Origin of the sequence: Marinicrinis sediminis, from assembly GCF_042685085.1 — a bacterium.
Classification (GTDB): domain Bacteria; phylum Bacillota; class Bacilli; order Paenibacillales; family KCTC-33676; genus Marinicrinis; species Marinicrinis sediminis.
In genome coordinates, this window is sequence record NZ_JBHUMM010000010.1 from 177504 (window position 1) to 194310 (window position 16807).

The 16807-nt window shown below is 49.8% G+C and carries 9 protein-coding genes; all 9 read left to right on the forward strand.

Features of this window, described 5'->3' with window-relative positions; translation table 11 throughout:
- The first annotated feature begins 78 nt into the window (after window positions 1-78).
- The 9 genes from ACFSUC_RS06845 (at window position 79) to ACFSUC_RS06885 (ending at window position 16513) form a co-directional block, all read left to right on the forward strand.
- On the forward strand, window positions 79-2526 hold the full coding sequence (locus ACFSUC_RS06845) for an EAL domain-containing protein (RefSeq protein WP_379928775.1): 2448 nt from the start codon (window positions 79-81) through the stop codon (window positions 2524-2526).
- A gap of 103 nt (window positions 2527-2629) precedes the next feature.
- Entirely contained in the window at window positions 2630-5494 is a 2865-nt protein-coding gene (locus ACFSUC_RS06850) for a trypsin-like peptidase domain-containing protein (RefSeq protein ID WP_379928930.1), read from the forward strand.
- A gap of 205 nt (window positions 5495-5699) precedes the next feature.
- Window positions 5700-6710: a LacI family DNA-binding transcriptional regulator gene (locus ACFSUC_RS06855; RefSeq protein ID WP_379928776.1), complete on the forward strand. Its 1011-nt coding sequence runs from the start codon at window positions 5700-5702 to the stop codon at window positions 6708-6710.
- A 104-nt stretch (window positions 6711-6814) separates the two neighbouring features.
- On the forward strand, window positions 6815-8494 hold the full coding sequence (locus tag ACFSUC_RS06860; RefSeq protein WP_379928777.1) for a glycoside hydrolase family 13 protein: 1680 nt from the start codon (window positions 6815-6817) through the stop codon (window positions 8492-8494).
- 324 nt (window positions 8495-8818) lie between these two features.
- On the forward strand, window positions 8819-10135 hold the full coding sequence (locus ACFSUC_RS06865) for an extracellular solute-binding protein (protein WP_379928778.1): 1317 nt from the start codon (window positions 8819-8821) through the stop codon (window positions 10133-10135).
- Between the two features lie 137 nt (window positions 10136-10272).
- Window positions 10273-11244, forward strand: a complete 972-nt coding sequence (locus ACFSUC_RS06870) for a carbohydrate ABC transporter permease (protein ID WP_379928779.1) — start codon at window positions 10273-10275, stop codon at window positions 11242-11244.
- Window positions 11245-11277: 33 nt separating this feature from the next.
- Entirely contained in the window at window positions 11278-12111 is an 834-nt protein-coding gene (locus tag ACFSUC_RS06875; protein ID WP_379928780.1) for a carbohydrate ABC transporter permease, read from the forward strand.
- A gap of 96 nt (window positions 12112-12207) precedes the next feature.
- Window positions 12208-13986, forward strand: coding sequence for a glycoside hydrolase family 66 protein (locus ACFSUC_RS06880; RefSeq protein ID WP_379928781.1), 1779 nt, complete (start codon window positions 12208-12210; stop codon window positions 13984-13986).
- 133 nt (window positions 13987-14119) lie between these two features.
- On the forward strand, window positions 14120-16513 hold the full coding sequence (locus ACFSUC_RS06885; protein WP_379928782.1) for a glycoside hydrolase family 66 protein: 2394 nt from the start codon (window positions 14120-14122) through the stop codon (window positions 16511-16513).
- Window positions 16514-16807 lie beyond the last annotated feature (294 nt).

Consider the following 16807-nt stretch of genomic DNA (forward strand, 5'->3'; position numbering starts at 1 on the left):
TTTTGTCCGTTTCTCTCCGTATGCGATTATTTGTCTCTGGAATACAAGATGATATTTGGTAGGAAAGGAAGAAAGAAGATGAACCACAACATGCATATGCATGGCACCTACGATCTGGAGCTGGTGCTGTTTTCCTATATTATTGCTGTATTTGCCTCTTACACAGCGCTGGATTTGGCCGGTCGGGTGCGATTGAGCAAAGGGGGCAGGCGTGTGACCTGGCTGCTGCTCGGAGCGATCGTCATGGGTATGGGCATCTGGTCCATGCACTTCGTCGGCATGATGGCATTTTCGCTCCCCGTTCCGATTGTCTATGACCTGGTGGTCGTCTTGATATCGGTTGTTGCCGCCTTGCTCGCTGCATTTATTACACTCTATATCGTCAGTCGAGAGCGCGTAACCGTGGTTGGTGTACTGGTGGGTGGTCTGCTGCTTGCTATCGGCATTTCATCCATGCATTACATCGGTATGGCCGCGATTACGATCCATATTACGTATGATCCGATGATGTTTGTACTCTCGATTGTGATTGCGGGTCTCGCTTCCATTGGCGCACTGGCGTTTTCCTTCTACTTCAGTCAGGATCAGTCTGGGCGAGGGTTCTGGAAGAAGCTTGGAAGCGGCGTCATGATGGGGATCGCCATAGCCGGCATGCACTATGTGGGCATGATCGCCGCCAATTTTCATATCTCACAGAAATCACCGCCATTTTTCGGCATTGACCTGGAACAGAAATATCTCGGTTACATCATCACTGGCGGAACGCTCTTTACCCTCGTCATGTCGCTGATCGGCATCTATGTATCCAAACGGCTGACCATCAAAGATTCCGAAGCCAGACAGAGTGAAAAGTGGTTTCGATCCCTGTTCCAAAACAATCAGGATGGCATCATTACCATTGATCTCAATCGTCGGATCGTCGGCTTTAATGAAGCCGCCTCTACCATGACGGGCTATGACGGTTCACAGTTTATGCATGAGCCTATCGAAACCATCTCCGCCCTTATACCAGAAGCGGATCGGGATCGGATCAGACAGCTATTCCAGCAATCCTTTACCGGCAAAAGCATCTCCTACGAAGCAGATATGATACATAAGCAGGGCCACTTGATCTCGCTCTATGTCGTCGTCGTTCCCGTGACCATCGAAAATGAAGTCAATGGCATTTTCATTATCGCCAAGGATGTGACCGCAGAGAAGAAGAGCAAGGAATTGATTCAGCACCTGGCGTACCACGATGAACTGACGGGACTGCCTAATCGCAGAATGTTTAATGAGCGACTGGATGCCCGGATTACCCAGCACCAGGAAGCGAATACCCGATTCGCAGTCATGGTCCTCGATATCGACCGCTTTAAAATGATCAACGATTCCCTCGGCCATATGTACGGCGACCTGTTTCTAAAGGAAGTGAGTGAACGCATCCGGCAAGTGGTGATCGATCGTCCGATCTGCCTCGCTCGAATCGGAGGGGATGAATTTACGCTGATGGTGGAGCAGTTTGACCAGCTCACAGAGGTATCGGCCATCGCGGACGAGCTGATTCACCAGATCCAACAGCCATACAGTCTGATGGAGACCGATTTTTACGTCACCGCAAGCATCGGCATCACCGTCTATCCGGATCACGGTATCGACAGCGGTCAACTGCTCAAGCATGCGGACAGTGCCATGTATGAAGTGAAGAGAGAAGGCAAGAACGGATACTGCTATTATTCTGCGGAACTCAATCAGCAACTGATAGAGAAGATTGAACTGGAAAGAGATTTGAGAAAAGCGGTGCAAAATGAGGAGCTTTTCTTGCATTACCAGCCACAGATTCAGACAGAGGGACAGCGCATGATCGGCGTCGAAGCGCTCATCCGCTGGCAGCATCCCGCCAAGGGGGTCCTGTCTCCCGGGGTGTTTATCCCGATTGCGGAAGAAACGGGTATCATTTACGAGATTGGCAGCTGGATTTTGAGAGAGGCATGCCGTCAAATGAAAGATTGGCATGATGCAGGCGGGCCCCTTATTCCGATTTCGGTCAACCTGTCCTCCCAGCAATTTCATCAGTCGAATCTGGCCGCTCATGTCCAGCAAATTCTGGAGGAAACTGGACTGGAACCGAAATACCTGGAACTGGAAATCACGGAAAGCATGATGATGGACGCCAATACTTCCATTAGCATCCTGAACGAGCTGCATCAATTAGGGGTACGGATCAGCCTCGATGATTTCGGCACCGGCTACAGCTCGCTGAGCTACCTGAAGATGTTTCCGATCCAGAAACTGAAGATCGACCGCTCCTTTATCCAGGATATTACCGTCAACCGGAATGACAAGGCTATCGTTTCTACCATTATCGCCATGGCCCAGCATTTGAACATGTCCGTCATCGCGGAAGGAATCGAGAGCAAGGAGCAACTGGATGTATTAACCCTGAACGACTGTCGGGAAATTCAGGGCTATTACTTCAGCAAGCCGCTGTCCGCCTGGGATGTCGAACAGCAATTTTTCGTTCCGCAGCGAGCCGTGCAAAGGTAAAATAGGAGAAAGATAGGAAAAAAGTCATGACGAATGACTTGTTAAGTGATATACTAGAGACTGCTTGTCACTGGAAAAAGAAGGAGAGTTGGTAGATTTGAAAATGAAACAAAAGCATTTTACAATCATTCCACTGGTTATGACATTTCTCATTGCAATTGCCAGCTGGAGCCCAATCGCTACTTCTGCTCAATCCTACAAGGATTCGGTCTCTGATTCATTGCCGGATGTGATTGAACAGATTTCACCAGCGGTTGTTGGCATTATCGGAAAGCCTAAGATAGACGGTGAATCCAATCCGACCGCTGATCGTTTTCAACTGGCTCACGGCACCGGCGTGATTGTCAAATCGAATGGTACGATCGTCACCAATGCACATGTGGTGAAAGATTTGGAGAATATTGTGGTCGTTACGTCGGACGGACGTCAATTTATGGGACAAACGACTCACATGGATGAAGAAAGTGATTTGGCCCTGGTTAAGATTAACGCTTTGCAGCTTCCGACTGCAACATTAGCCAAGGAAGCCGTGGTTCGCCCAGGGGAAACCGTCATTGCCATCGGCACACCTGTTTCCTTTTCGTTGCGTAACTCCGTATCCGTAGGGGTGATCAGCGGGGTGGATCGATCGGTCAATGCCAAATACCGCCTGTTGCAGACAGACGCCGCAATCAATCCCGGGAATAGCGGGGGACCGCTGGTCAATGCTCGCGGTGAGGTGATCGGAATCAACTCCCTGAAATTCGTGGACTATGCTGTGGACAATCTCGGATTTGCGATTCCATCGGATACTGTTCATTACGTCATGGATCACTTCGAGCGTTTTGGCTATGTGAAGCGCGCTTATGTAGGAATGGAACTGGAAGAAAGCTGGGCGGCACTCGTTGGCTTCCCGAATGATGATGCACTGACTGTATCCTATGTAGAAGAGGGTTCAGCAGCCGAAAAGCTGGATATGCAAACCGGTGATCAGCTGATCTCAATCGATGGTCATAAAGTACATACATTATTGGAACTGAATGAGCTGTTGAAGGCATACATACCGGGCGACAAGGTGAAATTGTCCATGGTGCGAGACCAGCAGCCTTATACTGTAAACATGGTACTGGAAGAAGATTTGTATACGAAGACCGACAAAATAGAACGCCCGGAAGACCAGGGGATTTCCATCTGGATGAAACTCGGTGCCAAGCAAATGATGGTGAACGGCCACATTCACACCATTGCAGCTCCGAAATCTGTAGACGGACATACCCTTGTGCCCCTGCGAGCGATCAGTGAGGCCTTTGGCGCACAAGTGAAGTGGGATGCAGCCAGCAAGCAAGTCTCCATTGAACAGGCGGATACCCGCATCGTGCTGACACTAGGCAGCCAGCAAGCAAGTCTGAATGAGGCAGAAGTTCAGCTTTCAGCTAAACCGATCATGCAGCATGGCTCAGTCCTCGTGCCGCTGCGCTTTATTGCCGAATCACTCGGGGGTCTGGTCAAGTTTTACAACAGCACACAGGAAATTATTATTACCGATGCGACCAGTGATGTACACGGCAATTCCGGTCTGAAAGCAGATGCCAACAAAAAATGGATTGGCGACAGCTATCAGGACTGGTCGATGAAATACCCGAGCGGCATGTCCAAAGGCTACCAGTCTCTCGATGCCAGCAGCGTCAGCTTCTTCGACAGTAAAGGTGAATACTATCTCTCTGTTGATATTTATGACGACCTGGCGGAAATGACGGATGATGACCTGGTCAGCTGGCTGAAGGATGAATTGTATGACAACGTCCTTGATTCCGGCTACGTGGCCGATGCCGAGGCTCCATATGCACGTGTACTCGGCAAGTATGATACGTACTATACCGAATACCGCGCCTACCAATCTAACGGCAAGGTCTATCAATTGAGCCTTGAAGTGGAAGAAGATATCTACAAGAACGCAGCAAAATGGAAGATCTACCTGGATCTGCTGAACAGCTTCAAGCCTTCCTTCGACCTGGCCAAAGGGGCAGTCAAAGACATCACCGAAGTGGTGAACGGCTATATCAAGTACGAAAACAAGGATTATGGCATTGCGTTTGAATTGCCGGCCGGATGGAATAAAACGTATTTCGACGACCTCTCCTTCAGAGATAAGGACAGGGAAATGAACTTGCAGGCTCGTATGACTTCAACCGTCGATGGAGATACCTTGCAAGCGTGGATGGAACGACAACGCAAGCATTTGAGTAATACGTACGCACCTGCGTATCTGGACATCTCGGAGACACAGTCTGCGAGTATAGCGGATGCCGAAGCCAGCTGGTACTACTACAAAACCAAGCAGGACGACAGCTGGAAGACCCACTATGTGCTGTATGTGTGGCAGGGCGATTACAAGTATGATTTCAACTTTACCTTCACCGATCAGATAACGGCTGATGAAGCATCGGATATCTTCGAGCATCTTGCAGACACGCTTCAGGTTGACAGCACGTCTATTGCGGACGGATTTGGTCAACTGGAAGACAAGCAAGACTTCTATGATGATGCGAAACCGAGAACATTCAAGAGCAGCGAATACGGATACGAGGTTCAGACTCCGGCATTCTGGAATGAATCCGAGTATGGCGATGGTCTCTTCCTGAATTACAGTTTTGCAGGCGGCAGCTTTGACGTGAACGTCAGTGAAGAGCTCACGCTGGATCTGTTCCTCAAATCGCTGGACAAATCGATCGAGGAAATGAAGGAGTATGGTCTGGAGATAAACGAGAAGAAGAATGAAGCCATTACCTTCCTCGGCCTGGATGCCTGGTACATCGAGTATGAGACCAAGATGTCCGCAGACAGTCAAATGGAATGGGAGCGCATATATCTCGTTGAAAAGGATGACAACATGTATCTGATCAGCCAGAGCCTGTCCGAATCCAATGATACCGCGTATAATCGTCAGTTATTGCAGGAAGCACTGGATTCCTTCACCTTTACCGAATAAGCACAAACACGTAAACAAATTTTAGCGAACGCATAGAGCCTTCGGGTCCAGATTGCCATTCAGGTAATCGGAGACCTGGAGGCTCTTTGTGAATACGTATCATAAAATAAGACACGATATTTGTAAACGAATACATTGACATCAAATCTGGGTTTCGATACGATGGAAACAGTAAACGTTTACTCTAACAGAAAAGAGAATGGTAATGAGCAAACCGACGATTCGAGATGTATCCAAAAAGGCAGGCGTATCGATTGCGACCGTATCCAGGGTACTGAACGGTCAGGAAGGATACTCCAAGACAACAAAGGAAAAAGTATTACAGGTCATTCATGAACTCGGATATACGCCCAATGAGATTGCAAGAGGGCTGGTCAACAAGAAAACTTCTACCATTGGGGTCATGTTCCCGACCGTATCTAGCTTCTTCTTCTCCCAGCTGCTGTCCGGGATTGAAGAGGCTGCCCAGCAGCAGCAATACAACGTATTTATTTGCAACACCGCGAAGAACGGGGAACGCACCGAAAAGTACTTGCAAGTGCTAAGGGAAAAACAGGTAGAAGGCATCCTGTTTGTCAGTGATTTCATGAAGGAACCCTATTATGAGCAGCTGATCGCTTCCCGCATGCCGTTTGTCCTCGTATCTACCGAGTCGATGCGGTATCCGGTTCCATTTGTAAAGGTGGATGATCGCAAGGCTTCCTATGCAGCGGTGCAGTATTTGCTGGAGAAAGGACATCGTCACATCGGAATGATCAGCGGGACACAGGGCGATCCCATAGCTGGCACCCCGCGTGTTGAAGGGTACAGACAGGCGCTGGAAGACTATGGCCTTCCCTTCGAGGCTTCCCGGATGTACTATGGCAATTTTGGCTTTAACAGCGGTGCGGCAGGCATGGAACAGTTATGGGAGCAGCATAGAGACAACTTGACAGCCGTATTCGCGGCCAGTGATGAAATGGCGGCAGGTGCCATATCGGCTTGTTATCGTCTGGGCATTCGAGTCCCGGAGCAGATGTCGGTGATTGGCTATGACAATACCCCGCTTGCCAGAATGGTCACACCGCCTTTGACTGCGGTTGAACAGCCATTGGAGCAAATGGGCAAGGCAGCAGTGAAAATGCTGCTCGAACTCATTGTGAAGGGACAGGTAGACAGTCGCATCATGCCATATCAACTGGTTGAGAGAGATTCCGTACAGGCGATTCAGACTTAGGGTACCGCATATGTCTGGATCGGCTGTCTGACGCCACAGAGAGTAACCGTTTACGTAAAATCCGTCAACAATACAGAGCGATAGCAGAGAAGGAGTGTCGGAATATGCAAAAAGCATTTTGGAAAGAAGCGGTTGTATATCAGATTTATCCACGCAGCTTCAAGGACAGCAACGGGGATGGCATCGGAGACATCCAGGGGATTATCTCCAGACTGGATTACTTGCAGGAACTCGGAGTAGACGTGATCTGGCTGTCACCCGTTTACAAATCACCTAATGACGACAACGGCTATGACATCAGCGATTACCAGGACATCATGGATGAGTTCGGCACGATGGCTGACTGGGAGGAAATGCTGGAGGGGATGCATCAGCGTGGCATCAAGCTGATGATGGATCTCGTCGTCAATCATACCTCTGACGAGCATGAATGGTTTATCGCCTCCAAATCGTCCAAGGACAGTCCATACCGGGACTACTATCACTGGAAACCGGGCAAGGACGGCAAAGAGCCGAACAATTGGGTGTCGGTATTTAGTGGCTCGGCCTGGAAATATGATGAGCAGACGGATGAATACTTCCTGCACATCTTCTCCAAGAAGCAGCCTGATCTGAACTGGGAGAATCCCAAAGTGCGCGAAGACGTATACAACATGATGAAATTCTGGCTCGACAAGGGCATTGACGGGTTCCGCATGGACGTCATCAACTTTATCTCCAAAGTGGATGGCTTGCCAAGTGCCGGCAACCCTGATCAGTATGAGTGGGGCGGAGACTACTTCATGAACGGTCCGAAAATTCATGATTACCTCCAGGAAATGAACCGGAAGGTACTCTCCCAGTATGATGTGATGACCGTCGGGGAAATGCCGGGCGTATCTGTCGATGAAGCGAAGCTGTATACCGGTTCGGAGCGCAATGAGCTGAACATGGTCTTCCAGTTCGAGCATATGGATGTCGATTCCGGTGAAGGCGGGAAGTGGGATGTGCAGCCATGGACGCTGGACGGAATTAGAAGCATTCTGCATAAATGGCAAGTCGGACTTGCGGAGAATGGTTGGAACAGCCTCTACATGAACAATCATGATCAGCCGCGCATGGTGTCCCGTTTCGGCGATGACGGTGTCTATCACAAGCAATCTGCCAAAATGCTAGCCACCTTGCTCCATACCCTGAAGGGAACGCCGTATATTTATCAGGGCGAAGAGATCGGCATGACCAATGTCCAGTTTGATTCCATCGATGACTATCAGGATATTGAAATTCTGAACATGTACCAGGAGAAAGTGGTCGAGGGCGGCGAGGATGCAGACAAGATCATGAACGCCATCTATGTGAAAGGGAGAGACAATGCCCGTACTCCAGTACAGTGGGATGGCAGTGAGCATGCCGGATTTACAAGCGGCACGCCATGGCTGAAGGTCAATCCGAACTACACAGACATCAATGCTGAAAAAGCGTTGCAGGACCCGGATTCCATCTTCCACTATTACAAGCAACTGATTGCGCTTCGCAAACAACATGATGTGATGGTGTACGGGGACTATGAACTCATCCTGGAAGACAGTGATCGCATTTATGCCTATACCCGCACGCTCGGGAATGAAAAGTGGATCATTATTCTCAACTTCTTCAAGGAAGAGACTGAATTCCAGCTGCCGGCTCACTTGAAGCATGACACCCGTGAGCTGATGATTAGCAACTATGCGAATATCGACGAACAACAACCGATTGACCGTTTCACGCTTCAGCCATATGAAGCGCGCGTTTACCGCATTCAGTAATCTGGTTGCAGGATCACACTTTCACACAATTGCAATTGCGTGAGCTTGCTGAGAGGCTCTCTTGCCCTGTTTTGGGGCTGGGGGGCCTTTTTCTATGCCATCGGTTTCAACATGGTTCGTGGAGGAAGTGTCTTTTCTTCTTCTCTGCTTTAGAAAATAAGACACCATTTCCAGTTCACCCAAAATGAAAGCGTTTCAAAAACGGAATAAATGACACCGTTTTCATAACGTAAACGGTTACGGTTTTTCCTTTCTCCCTCCATAATAAGACTTGTAGAGCACACAACATCTAGCCATCACAAACGTGATGAAGGAGGAGAAAGTATGAAAGCAATCAAGAAATGTACGATGGGGATCTTGGCATTTGTTCTGATGTTTTCCTTGGCCGCATGTGGAGGAAACAACAACGCTGGCAATGCCGGAGGAAACGGCGGCAGCAACAGCGGCGGAAATGACAGCGGTTCCAGCAAGGACCGTGTCGTGATTGAATACTGGCATACGTACAGCGATGCCGAAGAGAAAGTGTTGAATGATGAAATCAAGCCACTTTTCGAAGAACAGAATCCAGGCATTGAATTGAAGCTGACCCGCATGCCGTATGAAGGACTTGAGCAGCAGGTCATTGCAGGTGTAGCAGGCGATGCCGCTCCTGATCTGATGAGAATGGATATTGTATGGGTACCGAAATTTGCAGATATGGGCGCACTGACCGATGTGTCTAAGCTCGATGGTTTTGAGGAGATCAAGAACAATGTCTTCGAAGGACCGATGCAAACAAACTTCTACAACGGAGGCTACTATGGCGTCCCGGTCAACACGAATACCAAAGTAGGCATTTACAGCAAAGCCCTGCTTGAAAAGGCTGGACTGTCCGAGCCGCCAGCTACGATGGAAGAATTGGCTGCTGCATCCGGCAAGCTGGTTGAACAGGGTCATCTCGGCGGTATCGGTATCGGCGGTGCTTACTCTTGGGGTTACCTGCCATATTTCTGGAGTTTGGGCGGCACGATGACCAATGAAGATTACAGCCAGGTGGATGGTTATCTGAACAGTCCGGAAAGCATCAAGGCACTGGAACAAATTGTGGAATGGAACAAGCAAGGTCTTGTATCTCCGACCATTCTTGGTGGTGAGCCAGGCGGATGGGACGGTATGAAGAGTGATGAATACCTGATGATCGATGATGGCCCATGGTTCTACAGCATTCTGATGAATGAAGAAGGAGATTTCAAGCCGCTTGAAGATACCGTTCGTGGACTAATTCCAGCTGGTGACGGCGGATCACGCTCTGTCATTGGCGGTGAGGATCTGGTTATCTTCGCGAACTCCAAGCATCCGGAAGAAGCGTGGACGTTTATGAAATGGATGCTCTCTGAAGAACCGCAAAAAATCATGTCCAAAACCGGCCTGATTCCGGCCAACAAGACAGCAGCGAATGATCCGGCATTCCTGGAAATTCCGTTCGTTGCAGAATATGTGGAGCAGTTGAAAACCGCTCTTCCTCGTACACCTATTGCGAAATGGGGCGACATGGAAGGCATCGTCAATCTGGCCTTCGAAAAAGCACTTCGCGGTGAAGCTTCCGCAGAAGACGCGCTACAGGAAGCAACGGAGCTGGTTCAGTCCGTACTGGAAAACTAATTCAACCCATGTAACTCATGTAACTCATGACTCTGTCAGACCTTCGGGCTGGCAGAGTCCTTATCCTTATCTCCTTGTCAGCCTGTTGCTGCAAGGTGTTTGACAGATTGTTGCAACCTTGAAAGGAGGGACTCCACATGACGAGCTTGACACCAGGTATGCAGTCGGAGCCTACGTTCAGAGAGAAAAAGAGCTTTAAAGATGCCTTTAAAAAAGGGGTAAGGCAGTGGCTGAAAGTATTGCCATTTGTCATCCTGGGTTTTATCGGTACTTCCGTGTTCGTCATCTATCCCTTGGTTAAAGGGATCATTATGAGCTTTCAAGATTATAAAATTATGCCGGGACAGAAGAGCGAGTGGGTTGGCTTCGCACATTACGTGGATGCATTCACCGATCCGATCAAGTCCAGGGCGTTTTTTCAGGCCATCAAGAACACGATACTGAATACGGTATTCACGGTTCCGATCAACTGGTTTTTGGCGGTCTTTTTTGCTGTCTTGATCAACGCCAAATTTGTGAAATACAAAATTGCCTTTCGGACGATCTACTACTTGCCGATTATTACGTCCTGGATCGTGGTCGCTTACCTGTTCCGCTTCCTGTTTGCAGCTGGTGAGAACGGGATTGTCAACTTCATGCTGCTGAATGTAGGAATCATTGATACCCCGATTAACTGGCTGGGCAACTACTGGACAGCCATGATGGTGATCTGGACCTTCCACATTTGGAAAACGGTCGGCTGGGGCATTGTGATTTATCTGGCTGCCCTGCAGGGCATTCCCAAGAGCCTGTACGAAGCGGCCAATATTGACGGAGCGAATGGCATTCAGCAGTTCCGCTTCATTACCCTGCCGATGCTTGCCCCGGTCACGATCTTTATCGTGATTAACCTGATCATGGGTGCGTTCAACATCTTCCCGCAGGTATACTTCCTGACCAAGGGTGGACCGATGGGACAGACGGAAGTGCTGCCGAGCTTGATCTACAAGCAGGCCTTTACGAGCATGAACTTCGGCTATGCTTCAGCAATGGGCGTCATGATGGGACTGACGATCTTCATCATCACCTACACACAAATGAGAAAAATCGGGAAACAGAAATTCCTGTAAGCCCTATTACTTGCCAAGAAGAGGAGGGAGACCATGAAAGTCAACTGGCTGTCTAGAACGGTTATTTATACCATTATCATTTTAGGTGCGCTGGCCTTTATGTTCCCATTCATTTATATGCTCTTGACTACCTTTGTCAAATCGGCCTATACCTTGCCGAAGCCGAAGGAAATCTTTACTGTCATTCCGAACCTGACCAACTACGACATCGTGTGGAACCGGGAGAACTTTGCCAGAGCCTTTATGAACAGTGTCATCGTGGCAAGCGTGGCGATGGTTGGCGGGTTGTTCCTGGGAGCGCTGACGGCTTACGGATTTTCACGCTTTGAGTTTCCGGGCAAGGAATTTATCTTCCGAGGCTTCCTGCTGACGATGATGATTCCGGTGGTCATCGCGATTGTACCGCAATATATCGTGATCAAAAGCTTGGGACTGGTCGATACGTATACCGGTCTGTGGCTCATTTACATCGGAGGAGGCGTGGTGGGTTCCACCTTCTTCCTCAGGGGATTCTTCGAGAGTATACCGAGGGAGCTGGAGGAATCCGTCCTGATCGATGGAGGCGGGGACTGGCGCATATTCTGGAACATTTATTTGCCGCAATCATTGCCTGCCATCGGAACGCTGGCTATTTTCTCCTTCAACGGAACGTGGGATGAGTTTTTCCTTGCGCTCACGCTGATCAAGGATGAGGCGAAACGGACGCTGCCGGTTGCCTTGCAAATGTTTTACGACAAGCATGCTACCAACTATGGCTGGGCGTTTGCCGCTTCCATCATTGCCCTGTTCCCGGTGATTGCCATCTACATCACCTTCCAGAAGAAGTTTGTACAAGGTGGATTCAATGAAGGTGGTGTAAAAGGCTAACGCAGAGTTGCAGGATGGAGCACATGTGCGCATAGAGAGAGGACCACACCCCGCAAGAGGGTGTGGTTCAACAGGAAGAAGGAGGGAGCTAGACGTATGTTTTTAAAAAAGAAAGCGATCGCAATCATCGTGGCCGCCGGCCTGACCGTATCCGTAGCGGGATGTAGCCAGGACAAGGAGATGAGCATCATGGAGGTCCAGTCGAATGGATGGATTCAGGGTATCACAACCGATCTGGCCCGTTATGAACCGGGCACCCCCGTCCAATTTACACTCCAGGCTGATTCACAGGTGGATGGCAGCAAGCTGCTGGTTCGCTATAAACACATGAATGAAGTATTGAAGGAAGAAACCCACGAGCTCAGCGGAGAAGAACTGACCTGGAGCTGGACACCGCCGAAGGACGATTTCAGAGGCTACATGGTGGAAACGTTCATACAGCAAGATGGCAGCTATATCGATCAGGAAAATATAGCAGTCGATGTATCCAGTGACTGGGGAAAGTATCCCCGTTACGGCTATTTGGCTGATTTCCATGAGATGGAGGATGAAGAGCGAAAACAAGTTATCGAGCGTCTGAATCGCTTCCATATCAACGGCATTCAGTTCTATGACTGGCAGTATACGCATCACATTCCGCTGAAGTGGGAGAGCGAAGGCGTGCCCGCTCAAACCTGGCCGGATATTGCCAACAGACCTGTCTCTTACGAAACCGTTGAGGACTATATTGACCTTGCCCATGCCTACAACATGAAGGCGATGAACTACAACCTCCTTTTCGGAGCGTATGAAGGGGCAGAAGCAGACGGCGTGAAGAAGGAATGGGGCATGTTCAAGGACCCGAAGGCGAAGACACAGGACACGCATCCGCTTCCGGACTCCTGGGCGAGCGATATTTATTTGCTGAATCCGGCCAACGAAGAGTGGCAGCAGTATCTGTTTGAAACGGAAAAAGAAGTATTCGAATTGCTGCCCTTTGACGGCTGGCACGTTGACCAGCTGGGAGACCGGGGCCTGCGCTTTGACGCGAAGGGCAAAAAGATTGACCTGGCACAGAGCTACGCGCCTTTTCTGAATAACGCCAAAAGCGAAATCGATGTGGATTATGTCATGAATGCGGTCGGTCAGTACGGACAGGCGTTTCTGGCTACCCAGGCACCGGTGAAGTTTCTGTACACCGAAGTGTGGGGCGGGCATCCGCAATACCGCAACCTGAAGGGCATCATCGATGAGAATCTGCGATATAGCAAAGGAAAGCTGGGCACGGTGCTGGCTGCCTATATGAACTATGACCATGCCAACGCACAGGGAGAATTCAACACACCTGGCGTACTGTTGACCGATGCGGTGATATTCGCTGCGGGTGGATCTCATCTGGAGCTGGGTGAAAATATGCTGGCAAAAGAATACTTCCCGAACAAAAATCTGTCGATCCCGAATGAACTGGAGCAGGCGCTCGTTCGTTACTATGATTTTGCCGTAGCCTATGAAAATGTACTGAGAGACGAGTTGGAGGAAATCGAACTGACCGTAACATCGGAGCAGATGGAGATCTCCGCAGATGCTGAGAAAGGAAAGGTATGGAGCTTCGCCAAGCAAAAAGACAACCGCACCATGATTCACCTGATCAATTTCTCCGATGCCGTTCACATGACCTGGAACGATGCGGTGGCGAATCAGAGCGAGCCGCAGTTGAAGGAGCAGGTTGAAGTGACGGTCGAGATGAGCGAGAAGGTCAGCCAGGTGTGGATGGCCACTCCGGATGCCTATGAAGGCTCTGCTGTTCCTGTGGAATTTGAGCAGGAGGGCGATCAGGTGAAGCTGACGCTGCCAAGCTTGAAATATTGGGACATGATCGTAATGGAAACCGAGTAATGACAGACAGAGAAGCCCATTGAATACGATCGGAACAGGAATCGAGGCAGGAAGACGGGTGAGAAAGTGCGCACTTTGTCTTCCTGAATCGGAGAGACAGCCTGCTGATATCAACAAGAGGAGTTGTCAGCAGATGCAGATGACTAGAAAAACATTTTGGATGCAGGTTCTTGTTACCCTTCTCATTATTTCGATGCTGCCTCTCGCAAGCACCGGAGAGAAAACGGCTCAAGCAGCTTCCACCCTGATTGAACGAGTCAATACCGACAAGGCCATGTACAGTCCAGGGGAATCCGTCAGTCTGTATGTGGACCTGGTGAATCGGACCCAACGTGCCCTTACTGGCACCGTATCGATGAAGCTCACCCATTTGGGGGAACGGGTGGAAACCATGAATCAGCCGGTCCAACTGTCGGTTGGCGCCTCCACCACCTCTTCCTTCAACTGGTCGCCTCCCCTGACAGATTTTAAAGGCTATCACGTCGAGGTGGTCGTGTCGGGATCAGACGGGACCGTGCTGGACCGCTCAGCAACGGCCGTAGATGTATCCAGTGACTGGAAGAAGTTTCCTCGATACGGCTTTCTAAGCAGCTTCTCAGCAAGCGAGGTGCCAGATCCCTACAACTGGATATGGCAAATGAAAAACTATCATTTAAATGGCATTCAGTTTTATGACTGGCAGTGGAAGCACCATATTCCATATTCCCCGGCTGCGCAATGGCCTGAAATTGCCAATCGTCCCGTGGATCGCAAGGTCATTGAAGATTTCATTCAAGCTTCCCATCAATACGGGATGATGGCCATGAATTACAACCTGATTAACGGCGCCTATGACCGTTACTGGGAAGACGGCAGTGGCGTACAGCTGTCGTGGGGATTGTTCCGCAATGGAAATGGTGGATATACGCAGACCGATCAGGATCAGCACTGCTGTTTGCCGCCATCCTGGGCGACGGAAACCATCTATCTGTTCAATCCGGCTCACACAGGCTGGCAGTCCTATTTGTTCCAGGAGGAAGCCAAGGTGTTTCAGAATCTCGGATTTGACGGATGGCATATCGACTCCCTGGGCGATCGAGGTGCGTTGTGGGACAGTCAGCAGCAGCCGGTTGACTTGAAGCTGACCTTTGCGCCGTTTGTAAATAACGCGCGGACTCAGCTAGACAAGCGGATGGTATTTAATTCAGTAGGCACTTACGGTCAGGACGAGATTGCAAGTGGAGCCAACGTGGATTTCGTGTATTCCGAACTGTGGGATGATCCGGGTACGCTCACCTATGGCGATCTGAACCGGATTGCAGAGGATGTGCAGGTACGTACTGACAAGGCGATCGTCTTCGCCGCATACATGAATCGGGACTATAGCAAGTCCATCCCGGACGGGCAGACCGCTTACTTCAATGAACCCGGCATCCGATTGGCCAACAGCACCATATTCGCTGCCGGCGCCTCCCATATTGAGCTGGGGGACGGAGATGGCATGCTGTCTACGGAATACTTTGTTGATCAAAAGCTGAAAATGTCCGATTCACTTCGCGACGCCACACTGGATCAATATCATTTTCTAACGGCTTATGAGAACCTGCTTCGTGATGGTATGAAAAGAGGCAACCACGTTGCAGAGCTGACTGGATATCCGACGAGCATGGACGGGGAGTCCGGTAAAATCTGGACACTGGCCAAGAGCAAGCCCGGTGTAGACGTCTTGCATCTGATCAATTTAAAGAACAGCGTGTCTGACAGATGGAGAGACCCGAATGCCAATGCGCCTGCTCCAGATGTGTTGTCTGGCATTCCGGTCAAATGGCATGTGGAAGGCACACTGGCGCCGAATGCCAAGCTTTACATGGCCTCTCCGGAAATCGAGCATGGCAAACCGCAAACGCTTTCGTATACCACCGGACAGGATGCCAAAGGTCGCTATTTGTCCTTCCAGCTTCCGTCCCTGCATTACTGGGATATGCTCTGGATCGACAAGCAGACGGAAACTTTCGGTACGATAGCACTGGATGAAAATTTTGAAACCGCATTCAATGGTGCAATTCCAGCAAATTGGCAGGCTGAAAGCGGAAACTGGTCTGTTCAGCAGCCTGCGGGTCATTCCAAGGAAATGACGGTTTCCCAAGGTGGAATTCTCAGCTATCAACCCGGCTTCAGCCAGGGAGATTACGACCTATCCGCACATGTCTTTTTGCCGGATCAACAGACGAATGCCGCCCTGCTGGCACGCAAGCAGTTCGCAGGCGGATTCTATCAGCTGGAGTTGAAGGACGGATCTCAGTGGGCGTTGTGGAAGAAAAACAATGACAGTTCATGGAGAGAGCTGGCCAGCGGCAGCTTCCCTTATGAGGCCAATAGCTACCATTACATGCAAATGAGCTTGACCGGTACGACCATCTCCGTCTCGATTGATTTGCAACCCCTGGCCGTTGTGACCGATGAAGATCAGCCTTTCTACCGGGGAACGGTGGGACTGCGCAGTGAAAACGAGGCGCGATTCGATAACATCCAGGTAGAGCTTCAATAGGAGCAGTCAACATGCTCATACCAAATGGCGTAACGAATGAAATGTCAAATGAAATATCAAAAATGAAGTGCCTATCGAAATATGAGACGGATGATCAAATAGAAGATTAGATCAAACATGACGCTGAACAGGAAGGGCACAAGGGTGCTCTTCCTGTATGTCAGCATGGTTAGCAGAGTTAGCAGAGTTAGCAGGGTCAGCGATGGTCACCAATGTCAGCAAGATGGATTGGAAAATTTAACCGATCCAAACGAACCAATCCGAACCAATCCGAACCAAACCAAACCGAACATC